General features: G+C 44.0%; 22 protein-coding genes and 1 pseudogene. All 23 read left to right on the top strand.

Annotation, left to right across the window (positions count from 1 at the left end; genetic code table 11):
- A pseudogene (locus ACO4PX_RS01795) lies at nucleotides 1-223 on the top strand (hypothetical protein); the annotation flags it as partial.
- 124 nt (nucleotides 224-347) lie between these two features.
- Nucleotides 348-1,052 carry an N-acetylmannosamine-6-phosphate 2-epimerase gene (locus ACO4PX_RS01790; protein ID WP_485571122.1) on the top strand — a complete coding sequence of 235 codons (705 nt, stop codon included), beginning with the start codon at nucleotides 348-350 and terminating at the stop codon, nucleotides 1,050-1,052.
- Nucleotides 1,049-2,428 (top strand): extracellular solute-binding protein, encoded by a 1,380-nt coding sequence (locus ACO4PX_RS01785; RefSeq protein WP_485571120.1) that lies wholly within the window; start codon nucleotides 1,049-1,051, stop codon nucleotides 2,426-2,428. Before ACO4PX_RS01790 ends, ACO4PX_RS01785 begins: the two co-directional genes overlap by 4 nt.
- A gap of 228 nt (nucleotides 2,429-2,656) precedes the next feature.
- On the top strand, nucleotides 2,657-3,562 hold the full coding sequence (locus tag ACO4PX_RS01780; protein WP_040648685.1) for a carbohydrate ABC transporter permease: 906 nt from the start codon (nucleotides 2,657-2,659) through the stop codon (nucleotides 3,560-3,562).
- A gap of 9 nt (nucleotides 3,563-3,571) precedes the next feature.
- Nucleotides 3,572-4,492: a carbohydrate ABC transporter permease gene (locus ACO4PX_RS01775; protein ID WP_485571118.1), complete on the top strand. Its 921-nt coding sequence runs from the start codon at nucleotides 3,572-3,574 to the stop codon at nucleotides 4,490-4,492.
- Between the two features lie 140 nt (nucleotides 4,493-4,632).
- Nucleotides 4,633-5,550: a dihydrodipicolinate synthase family protein gene (locus ACO4PX_RS01770; RefSeq protein ID WP_485571117.1), complete on the top strand. Its 918-nt coding sequence runs from the start codon at nucleotides 4,633-4,635 to the stop codon at nucleotides 5,548-5,550.
- 71 nt (nucleotides 5,551-5,621) lie between these two features.
- Nucleotides 5,622-6,287 carry a GDSL-type esterase/lipase family protein gene (locus ACO4PX_RS01765; protein WP_485571115.1) on the top strand — a complete coding sequence of 222 codons (666 nt, stop codon included), beginning with the start codon at nucleotides 5,622-5,624 and terminating at the stop codon, nucleotides 6,285-6,287.
- An 8-nt stretch (nucleotides 6,288-6,295) separates the two neighbouring features.
- Complete coding sequence (locus ACO4PX_RS01760) at nucleotides 6,296-7,279, top strand: ROK family protein (protein ID WP_485571114.1); 984 nt, start codon at nucleotides 6,296-6,298, stop codon at nucleotides 7,277-7,279.
- Nucleotides 7,280-7,375: 96 nt separating this feature from the next.
- Nucleotides 7,376-8,518: an N-acetylglucosamine-6-phosphate deacetylase gene (gene nagA / locus ACO4PX_RS01755; protein WP_485571112.1), complete on the top strand. Its 1,143-nt coding sequence runs from the start codon at nucleotides 7,376-7,378 to the stop codon at nucleotides 8,516-8,518.
- Between the two features lie 757 nt (nucleotides 8,519-9,275).
- Nucleotides 9,276-9,731 carry a large conductance mechanosensitive channel protein MscL gene (gene mscL / locus ACO4PX_RS01750; RefSeq protein ID WP_485545550.1) on the top strand — a complete coding sequence of 152 codons (456 nt, stop codon included), beginning with the start codon at nucleotides 9,276-9,278 and terminating at the stop codon, nucleotides 9,729-9,731.
- Nucleotides 9,732-9,960: 229 nt separating this feature from the next.
- Complete coding sequence (locus ACO4PX_RS01745; protein ID WP_485545552.1) at nucleotides 9,961-10,770, top strand: acyl-[acyl-carrier-protein] thioesterase; 810 nt, start codon at nucleotides 9,961-9,963, stop codon at nucleotides 10,768-10,770.
- A complete protein-coding gene (locus ACO4PX_RS01740; RefSeq protein ID WP_314328776.1) occupies nucleotides 10,739-11,395 on the top strand; it encodes a S1-like domain-containing RNA-binding protein in 657 nt (218 codons plus the stop codon). Before ACO4PX_RS01745 ends, ACO4PX_RS01740 begins: the two co-directional genes overlap by 32 nt.
- Nucleotides 11,396-11,638: 243 nt before the next feature.
- Entirely contained in the window at nucleotides 11,639-12,751 is a 1,113-nt protein-coding gene (locus ACO4PX_RS01735; RefSeq protein WP_007156768.1) for an ABC transporter ATP-binding protein, read from the top strand.
- Between the two features lie 230 nt (nucleotides 12,752-12,981).
- Complete coding sequence (locus ACO4PX_RS01730; protein ID WP_455010489.1) at nucleotides 12,982-14,070, top strand: PucR family transcriptional regulator; 1,089 nt, start codon at nucleotides 12,982-12,984, stop codon at nucleotides 14,068-14,070.
- Between the two features lie 125 nt (nucleotides 14,071-14,195).
- Complete coding sequence (locus ACO4PX_RS01725; RefSeq protein ID WP_485571110.1) at nucleotides 14,196-15,905, top strand: S41 family peptidase; 1,710 nt, start codon at nucleotides 14,196-14,198, stop codon at nucleotides 15,903-15,905.
- Between the two features lie 44 nt (nucleotides 15,906-15,949).
- Complete coding sequence (locus tag ACO4PX_RS01720) at nucleotides 15,950-17,032, top strand: diacylglycerol/lipid kinase family protein (RefSeq protein WP_485571109.1); 1,083 nt, start codon at nucleotides 15,950-15,952, stop codon at nucleotides 17,030-17,032.
- A gap of 116 nt (nucleotides 17,033-17,148) precedes the next feature.
- Complete coding sequence (gene ispF, locus ACO4PX_RS01715) at nucleotides 17,149-17,622, top strand: 2-C-methyl-D-erythritol 2,4-cyclodiphosphate synthase (RefSeq protein ID WP_485571107.1); 474 nt, start codon at nucleotides 17,149-17,151, stop codon at nucleotides 17,620-17,622.
- Between the two features lie 190 nt (nucleotides 17,623-17,812).
- Entirely contained in the window at nucleotides 17,813-19,300 is a 1,488-nt protein-coding gene (locus tag ACO4PX_RS01710; protein ID WP_485571105.1) for a S1C family serine protease, read from the top strand.
- Nucleotides 19,301-19,517: 217 nt separating this feature from the next.
- Complete coding sequence (locus ACO4PX_RS01705) at nucleotides 19,518-20,111, top strand: type IV toxin-antitoxin system AbiEi family antitoxin domain-containing protein (protein ID WP_315370056.1); 594 nt, start codon at nucleotides 19,518-19,520, stop codon at nucleotides 20,109-20,111.
- Nucleotides 20,102-21,025 (top strand): nucleotidyl transferase AbiEii/AbiGii toxin family protein, encoded by a 924-nt coding sequence (locus tag ACO4PX_RS01700; RefSeq protein ID WP_472445714.1) that lies wholly within the window; start codon nucleotides 20,102-20,104, stop codon nucleotides 21,023-21,025. The genes ACO4PX_RS01705 and ACO4PX_RS01700 overlap by 10 nt, the downstream gene beginning before the upstream one ends.
- Entirely contained in the window at nucleotides 21,022-21,297 is a 276-nt protein-coding gene (locus tag ACO4PX_RS01695) for a DUF1016 N-terminal domain-containing protein (protein ID WP_331648695.1), read from the top strand. The genes ACO4PX_RS01700 and ACO4PX_RS01695 overlap by 4 nt, the downstream gene beginning before the upstream one ends.
- Nucleotides 21,298-21,312: 15 nt before the next feature.
- On the top strand, nucleotides 21,313-22,719 hold the full coding sequence (cysS, locus tag ACO4PX_RS01690) for a cysteine--tRNA ligase (RefSeq protein WP_485571103.1): 1,407 nt from the start codon (nucleotides 21,313-21,315) through the stop codon (nucleotides 22,717-22,719).
- Nucleotides 22,720-22,760: 41 nt separating this feature from the next.
- Nucleotides 22,761-23,273, top strand: a complete 513-nt coding sequence (locus ACO4PX_RS01685; protein WP_485571102.1) for a ribonuclease III domain-containing protein — start codon at nucleotides 22,761-22,763, stop codon at nucleotides 23,271-23,273.
- Nucleotides 23,274-23,330: the final 57 nt, after the last annotated feature.

Below are 23,330 nucleotides of genomic sequence, written 5' to 3'. Positions count from 1 at the left end.
TGACAGGCTGCGACGCTCTCTTCCCCTTTCCCTCATTTGCCTTGGGAAAAAGGAGGAAGGTTTTTCCGTGGTGGCAGGAAGCAAAGAAGAGGATATGAGAGCCTTTGGAAAGCTTATGGGAGAAAAAATGTCCTTCCGGGGAGGAGGACAGAAGGAGATGATTCAGGGAAGCAGTGTTAAAGGATTTGAAGAGATGAATGTCTTTATTGAAAGAATTTTATAGAGAAAGCCAAGTTTTTTCTTGTTGAAATTGAAAAATCTAAAACTATACTAAAGAAAGGACAAGAAGGAAAAATACTTTTCTTTAAGAATGAATAAAAAAATTTTTCAGAAAAAAGGAGTGTTCCATGACAGAGAGAATCAAGGGATTGAAGGGTAAACTCATTGTATCTTGTCAGGCACTGCCGGAGGAGCCGTTACATTCCTCCTTCATCATGGGAAGAATGGCCAGAGCGGCAAAGATGGCAGGGGCAGGAGGTATTCGGGCCAACACCAAAGAAGACATTGCGGAGATTCAGAAGGAAGTGGAGCTTCCCGTTATCGGTATCGTCAAGAGAGATTACGAGGATTCGAAGGTATATATTACTCCCACCATGAAAGAGGTGGATGAACTTATGGAAGTTGGGGTGGATATTATTGCGATTGATGCCACCATTTCCAAAAGGCCGGGCGGGAAGAGTCTGGCAGAATTTTTCCGGGAAATAAAGGCCAAATACAAGGATCAGGCATTTATGGCGGATTGTTCCACAGTGGAAGAAGCCATAGAAGCGGATCGCCTGGGATTTGACTTTATTGGCTCCACTATGGTGGGGTATACAGAGCAGTCTAAGGGAGATCGGATTGAGGCAGACGATTTCCTGATTCTTCGGAAAATGATTGAGAGCGTAAAGCATCCGGTCATTGCTGAAGGCAACATCAACACTCCGGCAAAGGCAAAGCGGGTTATGGAGCTTGGAGCCTATGCGGTGGTTGTTGGATCAATTATCACAAGGCCGCAGCTGATTGCGGTACCCTTTGTGGAGGCACTCAAAGAATGGGAGGAGAAACAATGAAGAAAAGAATCTTAGCATGGGGAGCAGCGTCGCTGCTTCTGGCAAGTAGCTTGGCAGCTTGCGGACCAAAGGCTACGACAGAGACGGAGAAAAAGGCGGAATCCGGAAAGGCAAGTGAGGCCGCTTCCGAGAAGGCCGAGGGAGCTTCCGAGGATGAGGCGTTAAAGGCTGATTTAAAGCTTTACACCTATCCTATCGGAAAGTGGGGCGACAGCGCATCCGTTGACACAATGCTCCAGAACTTTAACAAAAAATATCCTGACATCAACGTTACTGTAGAGTACCTGGATTACCAGAGTGGAGACGATCAGGTAAATACCGCCATCGAAGGAAATGCGGCACCCGACCTGATTATGGAAGGACCGGAGCGTTTGGTAGCAAACTGGGGTGCAAAGGGCTTGATGGTAGATTTGGCGGATCTCTTTGAAGATGATGCGGCAAAGGATATCTATCCCAACGTAGTGGAGGCTTGTAAGTCCTCCGAAGGAAAGTACTATGAGTATCCATTGGCTATGATTGCACACTGCATGGCTATCAACAAGACTGCTTTCGAGAATGCAGATGCATTACAGTATCTGGACTTAGATAACCACACCTGGACCACAGAAAATTTCTTCAAGGCTGTGAAGGCTTTGCATGATAAGGGACAGGAAAATGTTGCAGCAGTTTACTGCGGCGGCCAGGGGGGAGACCAGGGAACCAGAGCTTTGGTAAACAACCTGTACGGCGGAAAGTTTACAAACAAGGAGCATACGGAGTATGCTGTAGATTCTTCCGAGAACGCACAGGCATTGGAAGAGCTTATGAAGGCAGAGGGAATCAACTTCGACCCGGCTTTGGTTGGAGGAGATGAGATTACCCTTTTCAGAAACGGAACCTTGGCAATGTCTCTTTGCTGGAACTCTGCTCAGCAGAACAACAAGGACAACGGCGAAGCAGGCAAGACCAACAACGGCGATGAAATTATTCCTATGCTTTTCCCTGCAAAGGACGGAAAGGCAGAGCTTTGCGGAGGAATCTGGGGCTTCGGAATCTTCGATAACGGCGATGAGAACAAGGTGAAGGCTGCAAAGGCATTTATCCGTTTCATGGCGAACGATGCAGAGCAGGCTAAGCTTTCCGTACAGACAACAGGATTTTTCCCGGTACACAAGGATTTAACAGATGTTTATGAGGGAACGGAGAATGCGGAGACCATGAAGCTCTTCACAGAGAAGTTCATGCCTTCCTTCGGAGACTACTATCAGGTAACTCCGGGCTGGGCAACTGCCAGAACTGAGTGGTGGAACATGCTTCAGAGAATCGGTCAGGGAGGAGACGTTAAAACAGAATTAACTACTTTCCAGACCAATGCCAACGCAGCGGCAAAGGCATAAAAGGCATAAATTTGTAGCGCTATCCAGCATGCAAGCTTATAAAAATGTTTTAGAATAAATTTGAGAATCATTCGAAACATTTACGAAGAAGAATAGGCTCCGGAAGGCTCACCCTTTGACGGGAAGCCTCCGGAGCTTTTTAATGAAACTCTTGGGGAAAGCAGAAAAAATCCTTTCGCAATGGATTACAGGATTAACGGATTCTATCCAAGAGGAAGAGGAGAGAAAATGGACTACGTACAAAGCAATCGAAGCAAAATATTAGCCCAAAGAGAAACTCGCTCTGCCTATTTGTTTTTATTGCCAAGCCTTGTGTTCTTCCTGGGCTTCGTGATTTTTCCCATGATTTTGTGCGTCTATACCAGTTTCTTTGATGCCACCATGGGAAAAAATGTGGCAGACCAGTTTATCGGTTTGAAAAACTATACAGAGCTTTTCGGAGACAGCATTTTCCAAAAAGCACTGAAAAATACCTTAATCATCGTTTTGGTATCTGTTCCAACGGTAGCGATTTTTTCCTTATGGGTGGCTTCCGCCATTTATAAGATGAAGGGACCGGTACTTTCCGCCTTCCGCTGTATCTTCTATCTACCTGTAGTAACAGGTTCCGTAGCAGTTACCGTGGTATGGAAATGGATGTTCCATAATTACTATGGCTTATTCAACTATGTGGGAACCCATACCGGCGTGTTGGAGAAGAATATCAACTGGCTGGGAGATGCCCGTTTTGCCCTGCCCTGTATTATTCTGATTTTATTTACCACCTCCGTGGGACAGCCTATTGTTCTCTATGTTTCTGCCCTTGGAAATGTGGATGACTCCCTGGTAGAGGCGGCTTCCGTAGACGGTGCCACCGATCTTCAGCTTTTCTGGAAGATTAAATGGCCCCAGATTATGCCTACCACCCTTTACATTTTGGTTATTACCACCATCAACAGCTTCCAGTGCTTTGCCCTGATTCAGCTCTTGACCTCCGGTGGACCGAACCACAGTACGGATACGGTAATGTATTATATCTATTACACAGCCTTTAAGCTTTATCGTTACGGCTACGGCAATGCTATGGGTGTGATTTTGGCGATTATCATTGCCTTACTCTCTGCATTACAGTTCCAGTTGGCAAAAGAAAAATAGGAGGAATTTATGCATAAGACAAAAAATCTTTATAGCTTACTTAGCCTGTTCCTGCTAATTCTCCTGGCTTTTTTCTTTCTTTTTCCCTTATACTGGATAATTACAGGATCTTTTAAAACCGCCCAGTCCATCAATGGTACAAGCCCGGACTGGTTTCCAAAAGAGTGGGTACTATTGAATTACCAAAAGCTCTTTTCCCGTCAGCCCACCGCCCTCTTTACCTTGAGTATACCCTTTAGCGGAGCCTTCTCCGGAACAGGGAAGGATATTGTGCTGATGACAGGCCCGAAGGTGCCGGGAGCTGTACGTTGGCTTTTAAACACGGTGTTCATGTCCTTATCCGCCATGATTTTAACCTGTGTAACCGCCTCTATGGCAGGCTACGCCTTGGCGAAAAAGCGTTTTAGAGGAAGAACTCTTTTGTTCACCCTGATTGTATGTGCTATGGCTCTTCCCAAGCAGGTTATCTTGATTCCTTTGATTCGGGAAATGTCCTTTTTGAAGCTTTACAACAGCCTTTTGGCAGTCATCTTCCCCACCGTGGGATGGCCCTTCGGCGTGTTCTTAATGAAGCAGTTCTCCGAGGGGGTGCCCAGGGAAATGCTGGAAGCCTCCCGCATTGACGGAGCCTCCGAAGCCAGAATCTTTAGCCAGATTGTGCTTCCTATGATTAAGCCGGGAATCGGTGCCTTGGCAATCTTTACCTTTATCAACAGCTGGAACGACTATTTCATGCAGTTGATTATGTTGAGCAGTACGGAGAACTTAACCATTTCTTTGGGAATCGCCAAGCTACAGGCGGAAAATGCCACAGACTTCGGTATTATCATGGCAGGAGCTGCGGTGGCGGCAATCCCGATTTTAATCGTATTCTTAATGTTCCAAAGATATTTTACCCAGGGTATTGCCATGGGAGCCGTTAAGGGATAAAAGTGTAAATGTAAGCCGGTGGGATTCTTTGCTCTATCGTTAAAGTAGGAATGAGCATATAAAATTGAGCTTTTCACAGCGAAAAAACCCGGCCGGCAGCAAAACTTTTGGGGTGTTTTGCCCCTTAGAAGGAGACAGAAATGACAAATGTAGAGAAATTTCAAGGAATTTTACCGGCCTTTTATGCCTGCTATGAGGACAATGGAGAGGTGTCTGTAGAAAGAACCAAGGCCTTAGTTCGTTATTTTATTGAAGCCGGTGTGCAGGGCTTATATGTCAACGGCTCTTCCGGAGAGTGTATTTACCTTTCCGTAGAAGATAGAAAGAGCATTTTGGAAGCGGTAATGGCGGAAGCCAAGGGGAAGCTTCGTATTATTGCCCATGTGGCTTGCAACAATACCAAGGATTCTGTGGAGCTGGCGAAGCATGCGGAAAGCTTAGGAGTGGATGCCATTGCGGCAATTCCTCCCATTTACTTCCGTCTGCCAAGCTACAGCATTGCGGAGTACTGGAATACCATCAGTGCAGCAGCAGCTAATACCGACTTCATTATTTACAATATCCCCCAGCTTGCAGGAGTAAGTCTAACCAAGGATTTATTCATGGAAATGAAGAAAAATCCCAGAGTCATCGGAGTAAAGAACTCCTCCATGCCTGTTCAGGATATTCAGAATTACAAAGCCTGGGGCGGAGAGGACTTTGTAGTTTTTAACGGCCCGGATGAGCAGTTTATCGGGGGAAGAAGCATGGGAGCCTGTGCCGGAATCGGCGGAACCTATGGGGCTATGCCGGAGCTTTTCTTAAAGATGAATGCTCTTTTCAAGGAAAACCGTATGGAAGAAGCCAAAAAGATTCAGTTTGCGGTAAATGAAATCATTACCCTGCTTTGCAGCGGTCATGGCAATATGTATGCCATGATTAAGGAAGTGCTGAAGCTTCGCAAGGGCTTAAATGTGGGTTCTGTAAGAAGCCCGCTGAGTCCTTTAACACAGGAAGATTTGGAGATTGCAAAGAAGACCGCTAAAGTGATTGATGAGACTGTAGCTCGTTTCGTATAATGATTTGCCTGCTTTGTAGGGTTTCTTGGGAACTTTACAGAGCAGGCTTAAAGTGTTTTTAAGGAGGAAATATGGCAGGGGCAAAGACCATTGTTTGTTTTGGAGATTCCAACACCCACGGTTACAACAATAAAAACGGCAAACGATTCAGCGAGCATGTGCGCTGGCCCATGGTTTTACAGGAATTATTGGGAGAGGAGTATCTGGTACGGGAGGAAGGCTTATCCGGCCGTACCACAGTCTTTGAGGATCCCTTGTATGAAGGACTTTCCGGCGTGAGCATGATTCGTCCAATCCTTCTTACCCATGAGCCGGTTTCTCTTTTGATTATTATGCTGGGAACCAATGATGTGAAGGAGCGCTTTTCCGCCACAGCGGAAAATATCTCCAGAGGCCTGGAGCGTTTAATCCGAAAGGCTCAATCCGTGCAGGAAGCCTTTACGGAAGAAAAGCCGAAAATCCTGATTATCGCCCCCTACCCCATTGACCCGGAATACAAAGACACTATCGTAGGAAATGAAATGGGAAAGGACTGCTGTGAAAAGTCCAAGGCCATTATTCCTCTGTATGAGGCGGTGGCAAAGCGTACCGGCTGTGCCTTCCTTTCGGCGCAGGACATTCCCGGGGTAGAAAACTATCCCTACGACTATATGCATTTAAGTCCCGATGCCCACAAGGCCTTGGCGGAGCATCTGGCTAAGTGGATTCCCGATTATTTTTCAGAAGAAGGAAAGTAGGTAGCAGTATGGAAAAGCGATACTTTGCCCTGGATATAGGAGGCACCAAAACAAAATATGCCCTTTTGGGAGAAAAGGGAGAAATCCTTTCTACTTATGAAAAGGACACTGAGGCCCAAAGAGGCGGTTCCTTTATTCTGGAAAATGTTAAGGGAGAAATCCGTAGAGTTTTAGCGGAATTAAAGGGAAATCCGCCGGAGGGGGCACAAGCAGATACAAAGGTAGATGCAAAAGCTGAGCGAACAACAGAAGCCAAAACAGAGCCACTTCTATCCGGCATCTGCATCTCCACAGCAGGAATGGTGGATGAGATAAAGGGAGAGATTATTCATGCAGGTCCCCAGATTCCGGAGTACAAGGGAACAAAGTGGAAGGAAGAGATAGAAACTGCATTTTCCATTCCCTGTGAGGTGGAAAATGATGTAAAGTGCGCCGGTCTTGGAGAATATTCCTTTGGCAGCGGAAAAGGGACAAGTTCCATGCTTTGCCTTACCATAGGCACCGGTATCGGCGGCAGTTTTATCCTAAACGGAGAGGTCTATCACGGCACTTCCCATTCCGCCATGGAAATCGGCTATATGCAGATTCCGGGAGGAATGTTCCAGCGTATGGCTTCCACCTCTGCTTTAGTAAAGAGAGTAGCCAGCAGAAAGGGAGAGGCGGAAGAGCTTTGGAACGGAAAGCGGATATTTGAGGAAGTGGCAAAGGAAGATAAAATCTGTCTGGAAGAGCTGGACAGACTTTGTGATGCCCTGTCTATCGGACTTAGTAACCTGTGCTATGCCTTTAACCCGGAATGTATTGTGCTGGGGGGAGGCATCATGGAACAGAAGGATATCCTGCTTCCTAAGATTTGGGGACATTTGCAGGAGCATTTGGTGCCTATCGTTGCGGAAAATACCCGTTTGCTGGCGGCCAGCCTTGGAAACAGGGCAGGACTGCTGGGGGCTTATGTGCATTTTCAAAATAGGCAAAAAGACAAGAATCACTAGATTAGAGCAGAAGGATATTCTTTTATAAGGCAATGGTGACAGAGGAAAATTATCAGTTCCCCGGGCGCTTCCCAAAATTTTAGGATGGAAAATAAGATGGAAAAATATTGTATCTTTACAGAAGAAAAAAAATTTACTTTAGCCTCCGTGGAAGTAAAGGACGGGCGCTTTTCTGCGATTCATAAAGAGAGGGAGCTTTCCGAAGAGGAAGCATTTTCCTGTCCGGAGGACTTTCTCCTGCCGGGACTGATTGACATTCATTTTCATGGCTGTTTGGGAGAGGATTTTTGTGACGGTACCAGAAAGGCCATGCAGACTTTGGCAAAGTATGAGGCGGAGCACGGCGTTACCGTCATTTGTCCGGCAACCCTGACCTTGGCTGTGGAAGAGCTGGAACAGGTGCTTTCCCTTGCGAGGGAATACCATGAGGAAGGTTTAAAAATCGGGGAGGCCAGACTCCTGGGCATCAACATGGAAGGTCCCTTTATCAGCCCGGTGAAGAAGGGGGCGCAGAATCCCAATTACATTTTAAAGTGGGATGAAAAGCTTGCGGAGCGCTTCTTACATTGCTCCGGAGGCCTGGTAAAGTATATGGGCTTGGCGCCGGAGGAGAATCCTGATTTCCAGCGTTTTATTCCGAAAATGAGGGGGAAGGTGAAGATTTCCCTTGCCCATACCAATGCGGATTTCCCCACGGCCTTGAAGGCCTACCAGGCAGGAGCCAGTCATGCGGTACACCTTTTCAATGCCATGACCGGTCTGGATCACAGAAATCCGGGAGTTGTGGGAGCCACCATCGAGGAAAAGGAAGTATTTGCAGAGTTGATTACGGATGGTATCCATGTGCATCCTGCCATGGTGCGTTTAGCCTTCGAGGCCTTGGGAGAGGATAGAGTCATTCTCATCAGCGACAGCCTTCGTTCCACCGGAATGCCGGACGGGCTTTATGACCTTGGGGGGCAGGAGGTGGAGAAGAAGGGAAAGCACTGTACCCTGACATCCAACGGAGCATTGGCAGGCTCCGTGTCCAATGTTTATGACTGCCTTTGTACTGCGGTAAAGGAAATGAAGATTCCTCTTAGAAAGGCTATTACAGCAGCTAGCCTAAACCCTGCCCGATCCTTAGGGATTGAGAAGGACTACGGCAGCATTACGGTAGGAAAGCAGGCGGATTATCTGATTGTGGATAAGGACTTAAAACAGAAGGCCGTTTATCAGGCCGGAAAAAAGATTATTTAGATCCTATACAAAGCAAGATTGGGAATGAATAAAATTACTAAAAATGCAAAGAAAAATGTAAGAGGAATAGCATTTGACGAAATCTCCTTCCAATTCTATAGTTAAAATAGCTTATTTATAATTCATAACGAGTATCCCTTACAAAGCGCGGGATATCTCGTTTTAGAGGATTGGGAGGGGGAAAATATGAATACAGAAAATCAAAAGCCATGGCTATACAGAAGCGTTAAGAGTACTTTGTGTCTGGCTTTTTTCTTGGAAATTGTACTTTCTTATTTTATGCCCTTTTCTGATGAGGGGAATCAAATAGGAATCGGTTTTCCCTATACCTACTTTTATATACAAAAACAGGGAGTCTTGGATACTTCTCCTTTTTTCTCTACCGCTTTGAATCCGCTGAGATTGATTTTGAATCTTTTCTTTTTGTATCTTTTATTAAAGTTCCTCTCCTGGTCCTGGTGTTTTTTGGAACTAAATAGGAAACAGAACTAGGAGTTCAGGCGATAGTTCTTCTCAAAAAGAGGAAACAGAACCGGGAGCTTTCGGCGATGGTTCTTCTCAAAAAGAAGAAAAATGAGGATTAACTCGGCAAAAGCAATGACTTAATAAGTGAATAAAAATAAAAAAACAATAAACATTGTCACTTTCAGAAAATAGAACTTGCCAAAAACTCTCTTCTATAATAGAGTAGCTGAGGATTTTAGGACGGATAGAGTAAAGTTCTAAAAGGGAGATTCTATATTTTAAGGAGAGACAAATGAAGGGTTTTTTAAAAGAGTTTAAGGAATTTGCTTTAAAGGGAAACATGATTGATTTGGCAGTCGGCATGATTATCGGTGCTGCTTTTACCGCATTGGTAAACAAGCTGGTATCTGACCTGATTATGCCATTGATTTCCTTGATTACAGGAAAGATTGACTTTGAAAACATGTTCATTCCTTTAGCAGGACAGACCACCAAGGTTTACTCTGAGGCCGTTGAGCAAGGTGCGGTATTGGCATACGGTTCCTTCATCACTGCGGTAATCAATTTCCTGATTATGGCTTTAGTGGTATTTATCTTCGTTAAGCAGATGAACAAGTTAAAGAAGGCTGAGCCGGAAGCAGCACCTGCAGAGAAAGAGTGTGAGTACTGCAAGACTATGATTCCTATCGGAGCAACTCGTTGTCCTCATTGCACATCCAAGTTGGCAGGATACGCAGAGTCCGTTTAAGAATACTGAAAGAAGAGGGAAACCTCTTCTTTTTTTATAGGAAAGATAGAAACGGTATGCAGAATAAAAAAAATAGAGTAGAATAGGGCAGAAAGAATTCCGGAGGGGAGCTATAAAACAGAAGGAAAAGGTATTTTCGGATCTGTGCAATACAATAGTGAGGAACGGGATTCCGGATTCAGTGAGATAGAGTAGGTTTTAAGGGAAAATCAAGAAAGGGTGGCAAAGGATGTATGAGATTCAAGAGAGAGTTCGTTATTCCGAGGTAACGGAGAAGGGGGAAATGAGCCTGTTTTCCGTGGTGAATCTTTTGCAGGATTGTTCCACCTTTCATTCTCATGATGTGGGAATGTCCATTGAAGTTTTACAGAAAAAGCATAGAGCATGGCTCTTGAGTGCTTGGAATATTGAGCTATATGCCCTACCTAAGCTCTATGAGAAGCTTTCTATTGGAACATCTCCCCATGACTTTCGGGGGATTTTCGCCTATAGGAATTTCTGGATTCAAAATGAAGTAAGAGAGTTCTATGTTAAAGCGGACAGCGAGTGGTTCAGCTTTGATTTGGAGAAGGGACGTCCCGGAAAGATTACGGAGGAATTGATTGCACCCTTTAAGGAACGGGAGGATGTGTTACATTTTCCTCCCCTGCAAAGAAAAATTGCTTTTCCGGAAAGCTATCAGGAGGGAGAGCCCATTCCCGTTGTGCAGGATTTTCTGGATACCAACCACCACATGAACAACGCCAAGTACATTGCTTTGGCGGAGGAAGTTATTTTCCAATGTACAGGAAAGCCAGCGATTCTCTTTACCCAAGAAGAGGAAAATCTTGAATCTGCGGAAAAAGTGGAAAAGCAAGAGAAAAGCGAAATCAAGAAGGAATTTTATTCCATTCGGGCGGAATATGTGAAGGCCTATACTTTAGGAGACAGCATTTTTCCAAGAATTGCTATAGAAGAGGGTAGAACGGTTGTAGCCTTTTATAATCAGAATAAGGAGTTATGTTGCCATGTTGAAATTAGGAAAAATCCAGACGCTTAAGATTCTTAGGGAAAAGGATTTTGGTGTTTTTGTGGGAGAGGAAGGAGGAGACAGCGTGCTTCTTCCCATCCGCCAGGTTCCCAAAGGGAAGACCATAGGGGATGAGGTCTCCGTATTTTTGTATAAGGATTCCAAGGACAGGTTAATTGCCACCACCAAAAAACCTTATCTTGAAGTAGGAGAAATCGGAAGACTGCGGGTCAGCGATGTAAATACCATCGGCGCCTTTGTTGATATCGGCTTGGAGAAGGATATTTTGGTGCCCCACAGAGAGATGCGTTATGCCTTAAAGAAGGATATGGAGGTGGAGATTTACCTCTATGTGGACAAGACCGAGCGTTTGGCCGGTACTATGTATACCAAGAAAAAAGAGGATGCCAAGCATTTGACGCAGGAGGAAATGAATGCTTCCCGCTATGAAAAGCTGGGAGAGCAGATTGAACGGCTGATTGAGGAGAAGTTTGAGGGACATATCCCTTATACGGATAAGACCGTGGATCCGGAGCAGGTGAAAAAGGACTTCGGCGTGTCAAAAGCCGCCTTTAAAAAGGCTATTGGCAAGCTTTTAAAGGAAAAAAAGATTAAAATCACCAGAACGGCAATTTTTAAAATTTATCAGGATTAGCAACAAAGAGAGGGGATTCTGCTAAAAATCCCCTCTCTTTTTGGGCAGATTGACATTTATTTAATAAAGGAACTCTATCTTGTACAAAATTGAGAGCATTTTTTCGGAAACTTAGTCTATAGCCAGAAAGAGGGAAAGTAGATAGAATACTATTAGCATAAGTATGCGAAAATCCTGGAATTCATATACCGGTTTTCTGCTGAAAAAGAAAGCATAAATCATATTTATAGAAGGAGAAACAGCATGGCAAGTGTGCAGCTCAAAAATGTGGTAAAGAAATACCCCAACGGATTCGTGGCAGTAAAAGATTTTAATTTAGAGATTGAAGATAAGGAATTTATCATTTTCGTAGGACCTTCAGGATGCGGTAAGTCCACTACCCTTCGTATGGTGGCAGGACTGGAAGACATCAGCTCCGGAGACCTTTTCATCGACGGAAAGAGAATGAATGATGTAGAACCGAAGGATAGAGACATTGCCATGGTTTTCCAGAATTATGCATTATATCCTCATATGACTGTATACGATAACATGGCCTTCGGACTGAAGCTTAGAAAAGTACCAAAGGATGAAATCGACAAGAAGGTGCATGAAGCTGCAAGAATTTTAGATCTTGAGCACTTGCTGGACAGAAAGCCTAAGGCTCTTTCCGGAGGACAGAGACAGCGTGTGGCTATGGGACGTGCCATCGTTCGTCGTCCGAAGGTATTCCTGATGGATGAACCTCTTTCCAACCTGGATGCAAAGTTAAGGGCACAGATGCGTGTAGAGATTGCAAAGCTCCACAAGTCCTTAGAGACTACCATCATCTATGTAACCCATGACCAGACCGAGGCTATGACACTGGGAACCAGAATCGTAGTTTTGAAGGACGGTTATATTCAGCAGGTAGATACTCCGGAGAACCTTTACGATACCCCCTGCAACAAGTTCGTAGCAGGATTTATCGGATCTCCCCAGATGAACATGATTGATGCGGAGTGCACAGAAGAGGGCGGCGCTGTAAAGTTAAGCTTTGCAGGAAACACCATCACCTTAAATGAAAAGAAAGCAGCTGCTTTAAAGGATAAGGGCTATATCGGAAAGACTGTCACATTAGGAATTCGTCCTGAAGACTTACATGATGAGGAAGATTATCTTTCTCAGCATGGACAGTCCGTGATTTCCGCAGAAATTCGTGTATACGAGATGCTCGGAGCGGAGACCTTACTTTACTTCGATATCGGAGATGCTTCCTGGACCGCAAGAGTGAATCCCAAGACCAAGGCAAGAACAGGAGATACCGTTCGCTTTGCTTTGGATGAGAACAAGATTCATATTTTCGATAAGGAAACAGAGCAGACTATTACCAACTAAGAGAATTTGGCTTTGTAGAAAAGCAATAAAAGTTTTCTGAAAAACTGGTAAAAAAGACAGGAAAAGAACTTTTCTTTCCCTGTCTTTTTTTAAAATGCTTGAAAATTGGAAATAAACTGATTATAGTAATGGGGAAAAACGATAAGGTTGGGAGAAGAGATAAGGTTGAGACGTGATTGGAAAGGCTGCATTCTTCCCCCCGGTGTAGTTCATGAAAGAATGGAGTAGAGATGATTTCAAATCAAGTTTTGCAAAGTACAATTGATTCCTTAAAGGGAATCGCCAGGCTGGATATTGCCATTGCAGACATTGACGGAAAAGTATTAGCCACAACTTTTCAAGAGGATAGGGATGTATCCGAGATGGTCGTCTCTTTTGCGGCCTCTCAGGCGGATTCTCAGGCAGCAGGAGGCTTCCAGTTTTTTAAGATTTTCGATGAGCATCAGCTGGAATATGTTCTGATTGCCCATGGAGATACGGATGATGTATATATGGTAGGAAAGCTTGCCGTATTACAGATTCAGACTCTTTTAGTGGCATACCGTGAGAAGTTCGATAAGGACAATTTTATTAAGAACCTTCTTTTAGACAACTTGCTTCTGGTAGATATTTATAACCGGGCGAAGAAGCTTCATATCGAAGTTGGCGTTCGTCGTGTAGTGTATATGGTAGAGGCCAAGGACAACCTGGATGGTTCCGCACAGGAGGCTTTAAAGAGCTTCTTCTCTTCCGAGCCCAAGGATTTTGTGACTGCGGTAGATGAGAAGAACATTATCGTGGTGAAGGAGCTTGCTCCGGAGGATGATTATAAGCAGGTGCAGAAGGTTGCGGAGAGCATGATGGATATGCTGTCTTCCGAGCTTATGCTTTCAGCAAAGATTTCCTACGGTACCATTGTGAACGAGATTAAGGAAGTTTCCCGTTCCTATAAGGAAGCTAAGATGGCTCTGGAGGTAGGAAAGATTTTCTTTGTGGACAAGGAGATTATTGCTTATAATGCCCTTGGTATCGGTCGTTTGATTTATCAGTTGCCGATTCCTCTTTGTAAGATGTTTATTAAGGAAATCTTTACGGACATTTCCCCGGATGATTTCGATGAGGAAACTCTGTCCACCATTAACAAGTTCTTCGAGAACAATCTGAATGTGTCCGAGACTTCCAGACAGTTGTATATCCATAGAAATACCTTAGTGTATCGGTTGGACAAGCTGGATCGTTCCACAGGACTGGATTTAAGAGTCTTTGATGACGCCATTACCTTCAAGATTGCCCTCATGGTTGTAAAATATATGAAGTATATGGAAACCCTTGATTTTTAAAGCAGATTTTCCCAAGAACGCCAAGAGCTGAATAGCTTTTGGCGTTTATTCTTAACGAGTATCGCACGCGTAGTGTGCGATATCTCGTTTCTGAAATGGAGTGGAAGGGCAGTTAGGAGAAATAAATGGACGCAAATGAGGAGAAGCATTTGAGGGAAGAGGAATCAAGGCAGGAACCTGAGAAAGCAGCATTGGAGTTGGGACCGGAAGAAGTGCGGACAGAGACATCGGGGCCGGAGACGGAGGAAGCACGGATAGAGACATCGAGGATGGAAACGGAGGAAGTGCAGAAAGCTGAGCCGGAACAGAATAAAAAAGAGCTTTGGAAGGGCGTAGTGTTTTTCTTCCTTTGCTTTACCCTTTCCTTTGTTCTTGGTGCGTTTTTGTGCTATTTTTATTTCTTCGGATTTCCGAAAAGACAAGAAAATCAGGCCATTCATAATGGAGCGGCCAGTTCTTCCATTCTTTCCGACTCCAATCTGGAGAACTTGGAGTCCATTAACCTTCCAAGAGTTACGGAGAAGCTTAGGAAGATTCAGGATTTGCTGACGGACAGCTACCTTTATCAGGAAAATGGAAAAGATGCGGAGGAGATGATTTACAAGGGCTTTTTGACAAGCCTTCTGCAAGAGGATCCCTACGCTGCTTACTATACAAAGGAAGAGATAGAGGAGACCAGAAATCGTCAAAAGGGAATATACAAAGGAATCGGTGCGGCGGTATCCGAAAAGGAAGGCGGCCCCTTGGTAGAGTATGTTTATCCCGGATCTCCTGCGGAAAAGGCAGGCCTTTTGGCAGGAGATATTGTACTGAAGGTGGACGGCATTTCCGTGGAAAGCCTCAGTCTAAACTATATTGTGGAGAATCTGATTCAGGGTTTGGCGGGAAGCTCTTTGGAAATGGTGGTAAATCGAAACGGTGAGGAAGTCACTCTGCGGATTACCAGAGGAGAGGTGGTCATTCCCGGCTCTGAAGTTGGAGATGTGGCAGAGATGTTGAAGCTTCAGAGCGGAGCTGAAAAGCAAAATGAAACAGACCCACAGAAGAGTGAAGAACAGCAGCCTGATGTAAATCGGGATGTCTTAGCCAAGCTAAAGCCTGGAGATATCGGTTACCTTTCCTTAAGGGGCTTCTATATGGAGGCGGTGGATTCCTTCATTTCCCAGTATGAATCCGATATTGATGGAAAGAAGAAGGCTTTGATTATCGATCTACGAGGAAATCCGGGGGGTGACGTGGAAGCGGCAACCAAACTGCTGGATTACTTTCTGCCGGATCATTTGCAGAAGCCGAAGAGAAAGGACAGCGAAAACAAAACTATACAGACGGAAAATCGTGGCGAAAGAGCTTCCTCCTCCGTCTTGGAAGTCACTCCCAACCCCAATCGCCAATTTGAAAAGGATAATACCCTTCTTCTTTATACGGAGGACAAGTGGGGAAAGGGAAAGGACTGGTATGCCAAGGACGGACACGAAGTGGGACTGCCCATCATCATTTTAATGAACCAAAACTCCGCCTCCGCTTCGGAGCTTTTTGCAGGAACCATGCAGGATTATGACAGAGCCTGGGTTTTCGGAACCCTGTCTTACGGAAAGGGTATTGTGCAGACGGTACGAAGCTTCCCGGACGGATCTGCGGTGGAGTTTACCACCCATTACTACTTTACGCCGGCAGGACGAAACATCCACAAGAAGGGAATCACGCCGGATCTTACGGTGGAAATGCCGGAGGCGGATCAATTCACTTATCTTCGGGACAGAACAAAAGACCTGCAATTAAGAAAAGCAGCAGAGAGTCTTTATATTATTTTTATACACGATAAAAACAGCCCATGATATACTCAGTTCATCAGAAGATGAACAGTAATGGATGGTGAGGCATGGTATTTTTTATCGTTAATCCCCGAGCGGGACAGGGAATGGGGTTACGACTTTGGGAGAAAATGAAGGAAGAGGGAAAGTCTTTGTTGGGAGAAGAAGGCTTTTCCGTTTTCTTTACGGAAAAACAGGGAGATGCCAGACTCTTTGCCAGAGAAATCACCAGAGAGATCAATAAAGAAAATCATAGTGGCATACATAAAGAAATTAGCGGAGAAAATCATAAAGAGATTCATAAAGAAATTAGCGGAGAAAATCATAAAGCAATCCCAAAAGAGCTTCATGGAGAGTATTCCGGTGAAAGGAACAGAGAAGCAAAAGCTGCCTCTATAGAGGATAGGATTTGCGTCATTGGCGGAACCGGAACCTTAAATGAAGTGATTGACGGGGCTATGCTGGATAACAATTCCTTTCCGATTTCCTTTTTACCGATACATAGGGACAACGACTTTGCCAGAGCACTGCAAAAGGGCTATAAGATTCCGGAAAGTCTTTCTGCCCTTTTTGCCAAGGAAGAGCGAAAAGTAGATTACGGCATTGTAGAGGGAGAAAGAGGACACAGACGTTTTGTGGTCAGTGTGGGACTGGGCTTTGAGGCAGCTATTCTGCAGGAGCTGCTCAGTATGGGTTGCAGCATTTGCCCCAAAGAAAAACAGAGGATTCGTTCCAAGGCCCTTTCTTATTTTTATGCTTTTGTGAAAGAATTAAAACGGGCAAAGAAAATCAAAGGAAGTATTCTCCTGGATGGAGAAGAACGGGTGGAATTCCAGCATATCCTCTTTTTGTCCATCCATAATCATCCCTATGAATCCGGCTATGCCTTGGGATGTGGAGCTTCCGGAGAAGATGGCGTCCTGGATTTATGCTTGGTCAGCACCAAGAAAAAGCTGCGATTGCTTTACATTATGTTTGCGGCACTTTTCGGAAAGCATAAAAGTCTTCCCGGGGTGCATTGCTACCGTTTTAAGAAGATGGAGATTCATTTGGAGCAGGAGGTGGCCTTCCATGTGGACGGAGAATCCTTAGGAAAACAAAAGGATCTCTCCATTTCCTGTATGCCCGGAAGATTGCGGCTGCAAATTTAAAACAGATGGGAAGAAGATAGACATAAAAGACTGTTTCTTGAGGTTTCTGGAAAGGGTTTAACAGAGATAAAAAGCTTTAGCAGAAATGAAAAGATCTTAGGGAAAGGAAAGGGAAAATGAGAGTTGGGCTGGGTTATGACGTACACAGGCTGGTGGAAGGAAGAGACTTGATTCTTGCCGGAGTAAAGATTCCTTATGAAAAGGGACTTTTGGGACATTCCGATGCGGATGTGGTGCTGCACGCTTTAACCGATGCCATCCTGGGGGCAGCAGCTCTTGGAGATATCGGAAGACATTTTCCGGATACGGAGGAACGCTATAAGGGAATTTCTTCCGTACTGCTTTTGGAAAAGGCCTATGCTTTGGTACAGGAGAAGGGCTATGCTCTGGGAAATGCAGACATTTGTATCCTTTTGGAAAGACCGAAAATCAAGAATTATATTCCGGAGATGGAAGAATGCATCGCCAAGGCACTTCATTGTGAAAGAGGACAGATTTCCGTGAAAGCCACAACGGAGGAAGGCCTGGGCTTTACCGGAAGAGGCGAGGGCATTGCGGCGAAGGCCATTGTGCTTTTGGAAAACTGTTAAAATCGTGGTAAAATGGAGAAAATTCCCGGAAAAGGAAAGTTCTTCAGAAGTTTTTTGCATTGTCACAAATTGAACACAATATCTCTTTAGAATAAAGAGATATTTTTTATATAAGATAATGCTTCAGTGGGCAGAAGACAGTGCTTTTCTGCAACATTTTAACGGGAAAATGTTTTAAGGGGGAGAAGAGATGAAACGTTTTATTGGGATAATATTTTCGGCTTTGCTTTTCGGAGTGATTGCCGGAGCTTGTATGGTGGGCATCAATTATCTTGCCCAATCCAATGGAATTTATCATATCCTGGCGGAGGGAGAGCTTTCTCAGGATAACGAGGCGAATACTAAGCAAGAAAGCACGCAGGAATCCAAGGAAGAGAAACAGGAGAAAAAGACCAGCGCTTCCGATGTGGAGAAGGAAAAGACGGTGGTGCAGAGCGATTCCGGCTCCGTCAGTCAGGTGGCTAAGGAGGCTATGCCTTCCGTTGTAGCTATTACCAATATGATGCGTTATCAGGAAAACGGTTTTTCCATCTTCGGCGATATCCAGAGAGAAACCGAATATCCCGCCAGTGGTTCCGGTGTCATTGTTGGAAAGAATGAAACGGAACTTTTGATTGCTACCAATAATCACGTGATTCAGGACTCCAATTCCTTAACCGTAAGCTTCATTGACGACAGTACCGCCAAGGCACAGGTGAAGGGAACCGACGCCACAGTGGATTTAGCTCTTGTTTCCGTAAAGCTTTCAGACTTATCTCAGGAAACCAGAGACAAGATTAAAGTGATTGAAATCGGATCCTCCGATGATATGGAGGTGGGAGACCAGGTAGTAGCCATCGGAAATGCTTTGGGCTATGGTCAATCCGTAACCAAGGGAATCATTTCCGCAAAGGATAGAGATGTGGAGACGGAAGACGGAACTGCAGAGGGATTATTACAGACGGATGCGGCTATCAACCCCGGTAACTCCGGCGGAGCCCTCCTGAATATGCAGGGAGAATTAATCGGTATCAATGTGGCCAAGTACTCCGACACGGATGTAGAGGGTATGGGCTATTCCATCCCATCCTCCAAAGCAGAGAGCATTTTGAAATCCCTCTCCACTCTGGCCACAAGAGAGGACGTTCCCAAGGAGGAACAGGGAGTATTGGGCGTTCAGGTGAAGAATATTGATGCCCAGACCGCAGAAAGCTTTGCAATGCCTAAGGGTGTATATATCTTTAAGATCCTAGAGGACACCGGAGCACAGAACAGTGAGCTCCAGGAAAGAGATATTATTACCAAGCTGGACGGACAGGGCATTGCCACTACCGCAGATTTGAAGTCTCTTCTGTCCAAGTACCGTATCGGAGAAGATGTTACTTTAACCGTAATGCGTCAGGATGGCAGCGGTAAGTACAACGAAGTGCAGGTACACGTTACCCTTGGAAAAGCCAACGCAACAGATTACGGAACATCTAACGGTTCAGCATCATCCGGAGAGCAACAGCAAGGCGGTAATTCTCAGGGAGAGGCTCCGCAGGGCAATGCACCGGAAGGAAATTCCGGGGACAATGGGGAAAGCTCCGCACCATCCAAGGAGCAAGAAGGAAAATCCAAGGGAAATCAGAGAAGATCCAAGGAAGAAGAGGATTTTTATAAGCAGTTCCAGGATTTCTTTAACGAGTACAAGAGATAAAGTTTAGTAGATAAGGGATAAGCTTTCCGGATAATCGGAAGAAAATTACATATCGAAGGACAGTTAGAAATTAATTGTAAAGGGACTGTAAAAATCTATTTTGATTTTTACAGCCCCTTTTTTCTTGACTTTCCTATTTAGAGAGATATACTTTAATTACTAAACTATACAACTGTAAATAATAAATTGTACAAAAAAACAATATGAGGATATATCAATGAGCGAGGAATTGAAAGAATTATTCGGACAATATGGTGGAGTAATGAAGACTTCGGAACTTAGAGAAGCAGGAATTTATTACAAAAGAATTCAAAATCTTTTGGAGCAAGATAAGATAGAGCAAATTAGAAGAGGCTATTATCAGTACATACAAGAAAGCAGCTTTTCAGAGATTCCTATTTTAAAAGCGTTATTTCCCGATGGAGTCCTGTGTATGGAATCGGCATTAGACTACTATGGATATACAGATAAAACGCCTTCTGCATGGCATTTGGCGGTGGACAGTAAGAGCAGTCGAACAAGATTTTATATAGATTATCCCATAGTTAAACCACATTTTATTAGAACGAATCGCTATAATCTTGGAATAGCTGAAGTAGAGATAGATGGAACAATTATGCAAATATATGATAGAGAGCGAACAATTTGCGACGTATTGTTTCACCGTAATAAGTTGGATGCAGAAATTTTCAATACAGCTATTCATCGGTATGTTGCAGAATCCAAAAAAAATGAAGCAAGGTTAATGAAATATGCGAAACTTCTACGAGTTGAGAAAAAGATTAAGGAGGTGCTGGGGATATGGCTGTGAAAAATATGGCGGCTTCTATTCTGACAAGACTTAAGAACCAGTCAAAACAAGAGAAGATTCCATTTCAATTGATTCTTCAACTTTTTGCACAAGAAGAATTTTTGAGAAAGCTGTCACGTTCTACCTATGTTAATCATCTTATTCTAAAAGGCGGAATGTTTATCTATACATTAACAGAGTTTGATTCCAGACCAACAAGAGATATTGATTTTTTACTACGGAATCTTCACGGAAGCTTGACAAATATAGAACAAAGTATGAGAGATATTTGTAATGTTGTTACAGGTAATAGTTATATTATTTTAGATGTTATAGGTACAGAACCAATTTCGGTGGAGAAAAAATATCCGGGAATAAGGACGAATTTTTTAGGGAAAATTGAACGAGTTCGCATTCCTTTTTCGATAGATATAGGAATTGATGACATTATAATTCCAAATCCAATACAAAGACATATAGTGACCAGACTACCGGAGTTTGAGTCTCCGCTAGTTTATACATATTCCTTAGAAAGTACCATTGCAGAAAAATTTGATGCAATACTGCAGAGAATGTCCGGAACAAGTCGGATGAAAGACTTTTATGATATTTACTATTTATCCGGCATATTTGATTTTCAGGGGAAGATACTTACTGAAGCTATAAGTAAGACATTAATTCAGAGAGAAAGAGAATTGACTCAAGACGCGTTTGACGATATTTCTACTTTTAAAGATAATGCCTTTCTGCTAAAACAGTGGAGAGCTTTTGAGCCTGCTAGAAAAATAAATCTAAGCTTTGAAGAAGTAATTCAACGGTTGATTTATTATTTGGAGCCAATCTATCAATGTATATTGGAAAATACGCTTTATACAAAGAACTGGGATTGTGAACATCAAGCTTGGGTAGAAGTGAAGTCCAAAGATGATATTTGACATATCCAATTTTCCGGACGCTGTCTGGAAAATTAACTTGGTCACATTATTTAGAACTTTTATCTATAGAAGATAATGACAAGCGTAGCTTTTATGAGAAAGAAACAGAGAATGCTAATTGGTCTGTAAGAGAACAAAAAGGTCAATTATTTCCCTACAACAAAAAGGTCAATTATTTCCCTGCATTTCTTGACGAACTGTGGGAAAGACTATACACTAAAATCGTATATGCCCTCATAGGTGAGAAGGTTGAGAGAAGATTGTCTTCGTAGAAAGGAAGCAAAGCTATGAAAATTTATAATACCATGTCGAAGCAAAAAGAAGAGTTTGTCCCCATTGAAGAGGGGAAGATTCGGATGTATGTCTGCGGCCCCACGGTTTATAATTTAATTCATATCGGAAATGCCCGTCCTATGATTGTGTTCGATACTTTCCGCCGTTTTATGGAATATAAGGGCTATAAGGTTTGCTATGTCTCCAACTATACGGATGTGGACGATAAGATTATTAAGACTGCCATGGACGAAGGCACAGATTGCTCTTCCATCACCGAGCGCTATATTTCCGAAGTGGAAAAGGACATGTCGGATCTGAATATTATGGAGGCTACCGCCCATCCCAAGGCCACGGAAGAAATTCAGGGAATGGTGAATCTCATCGATGTGCTGGTAAAGAAGGGCTTTGCTTATCCGGTGGAGGGTACGGTGTACTATGACACCACTGCCTTCCCTTCCTATGGAAAGTTGTCTCATAAGAATATGGAAGATTTACGTTCCGGTCTTCGTGAGTTGAAGGTCTCCGGAGAAGAGGAGAAGAAAAGCCCCACGGACTTCGTGCTTTGGAAACCTAAGAAGATGGGAGAGCCTTACTGGAATTCTCCATGGAGTGAAGGACGTCCGGGCTGGCATACCGAATGCTGCGTAATGGCGCCGAAATATTGCGGAGGCGCGTTAGATATCCATGCCGGCGGTGAGGATCTTGTTTTCCCTCATCATGAAAATGAAATTGCCCAGTACGAGGCGGCTCACGGCGAGCAATTTGCCCGTTATTGGAAGCACAATGCTTTTATCAACATTGAGAATAAGAAGAAGTCCAAGTCTCTGGGAAATTTCTTTACCGTAAGAGATGTTACATCCCAGTTTGACCCCATGGTGCTTCGTTTCTATATGCTTTCCGCCCATTATCGTAGTCCGCTGAATTTCTCCAAGGACTTAATGGAAGCTGCCAAGACTTCTTTGGGAAGAATTCTTACCGCGATTTGGCGTTTGCAGGACCTCATCCCTCGTTTGGAAGAGAAGGCATTTTCCAAGGAAGAAGAGGAAAATGTGAAAACTGCCGAAAGCTATGAAGCAATTTTCTCCGAGAAGATGGAAGACGACTTAAATACAGCGGATGCGATTACCCAGATTTTTGAGCTGGTACGTCTTGCCAATGCCACTGTGGAGGAACATTCCTCCAAGGCCTACGGCGAAGCTCTGCTACAGAAGCTGGAAACCTTGATGGGAGTTCTTGGTATTCGTACCGAGAAGAAAGAAGAGGAGCTTGGCGCCAAGGTGGAAGCTTTGATTCAGCAAAGACAGGATGCCAGAAAGAACAAGGATTTTGCTAAAGCGGATCAGATTCGTGACGAGCTTTTGGCCATGGGTATTCAGTTGAAGGATACAAGAAACGGTGTGGAATGGCAGAAGATTTAATGGCAGAAAGTTTAGAGAATCTAAGCTTTCAGGAGAGCGAAATGGAGAGTCGAAGCGTTAAGGAGCAAGGCTCTTCAGGGATACAAACCGAATGTGCTATGACAGCGGAACTTTTGCAGAATACATTATCCATCGAGCAACAAGTTATTAACGATGAAGCTCCGAACTTATCCCCTTTGGCTTTAGCCTACGTGGGGGACTCCATCTATGATTTTCGGGTGCGAGATTACCTTTGCAGAAGATATCAGGAAAACCTGAATCGGGTAAACAGCAGAAAGACCAAGCTGGTTTGTGCTAAGGCCCAGTCGGATTTGATGGGATATTTAATAGAAGAAAAGCTATTAACGGAAGAGGAGCTTTCCGTTTATCGAAGAGCCAGAAACCATAAGTCCCAAAGTCACTCCAAAAACTCCAGCATTACGGATTATCGTAGAGCCACCGGATTTGAGGCATTTTTAGGCTATCTTTATTATGCCGGAAAGATTTCCAGACTGATTAGTCTGGTGGAGAAGGGCTTGGAGCATTTACTGGCAGAGAATGAAGCCAATGAATAAGAAAAGCCATAAAGAAAGCCATAAAGAAAGCCATAAAGAAAGCCATAAAGAAAGCCA

It is taken from the genome of Oribacterium sp. (genome assembly GCF_057249185.1).
This window is presented reverse-complemented; position numbering and strand designations above follow the sequence as displayed.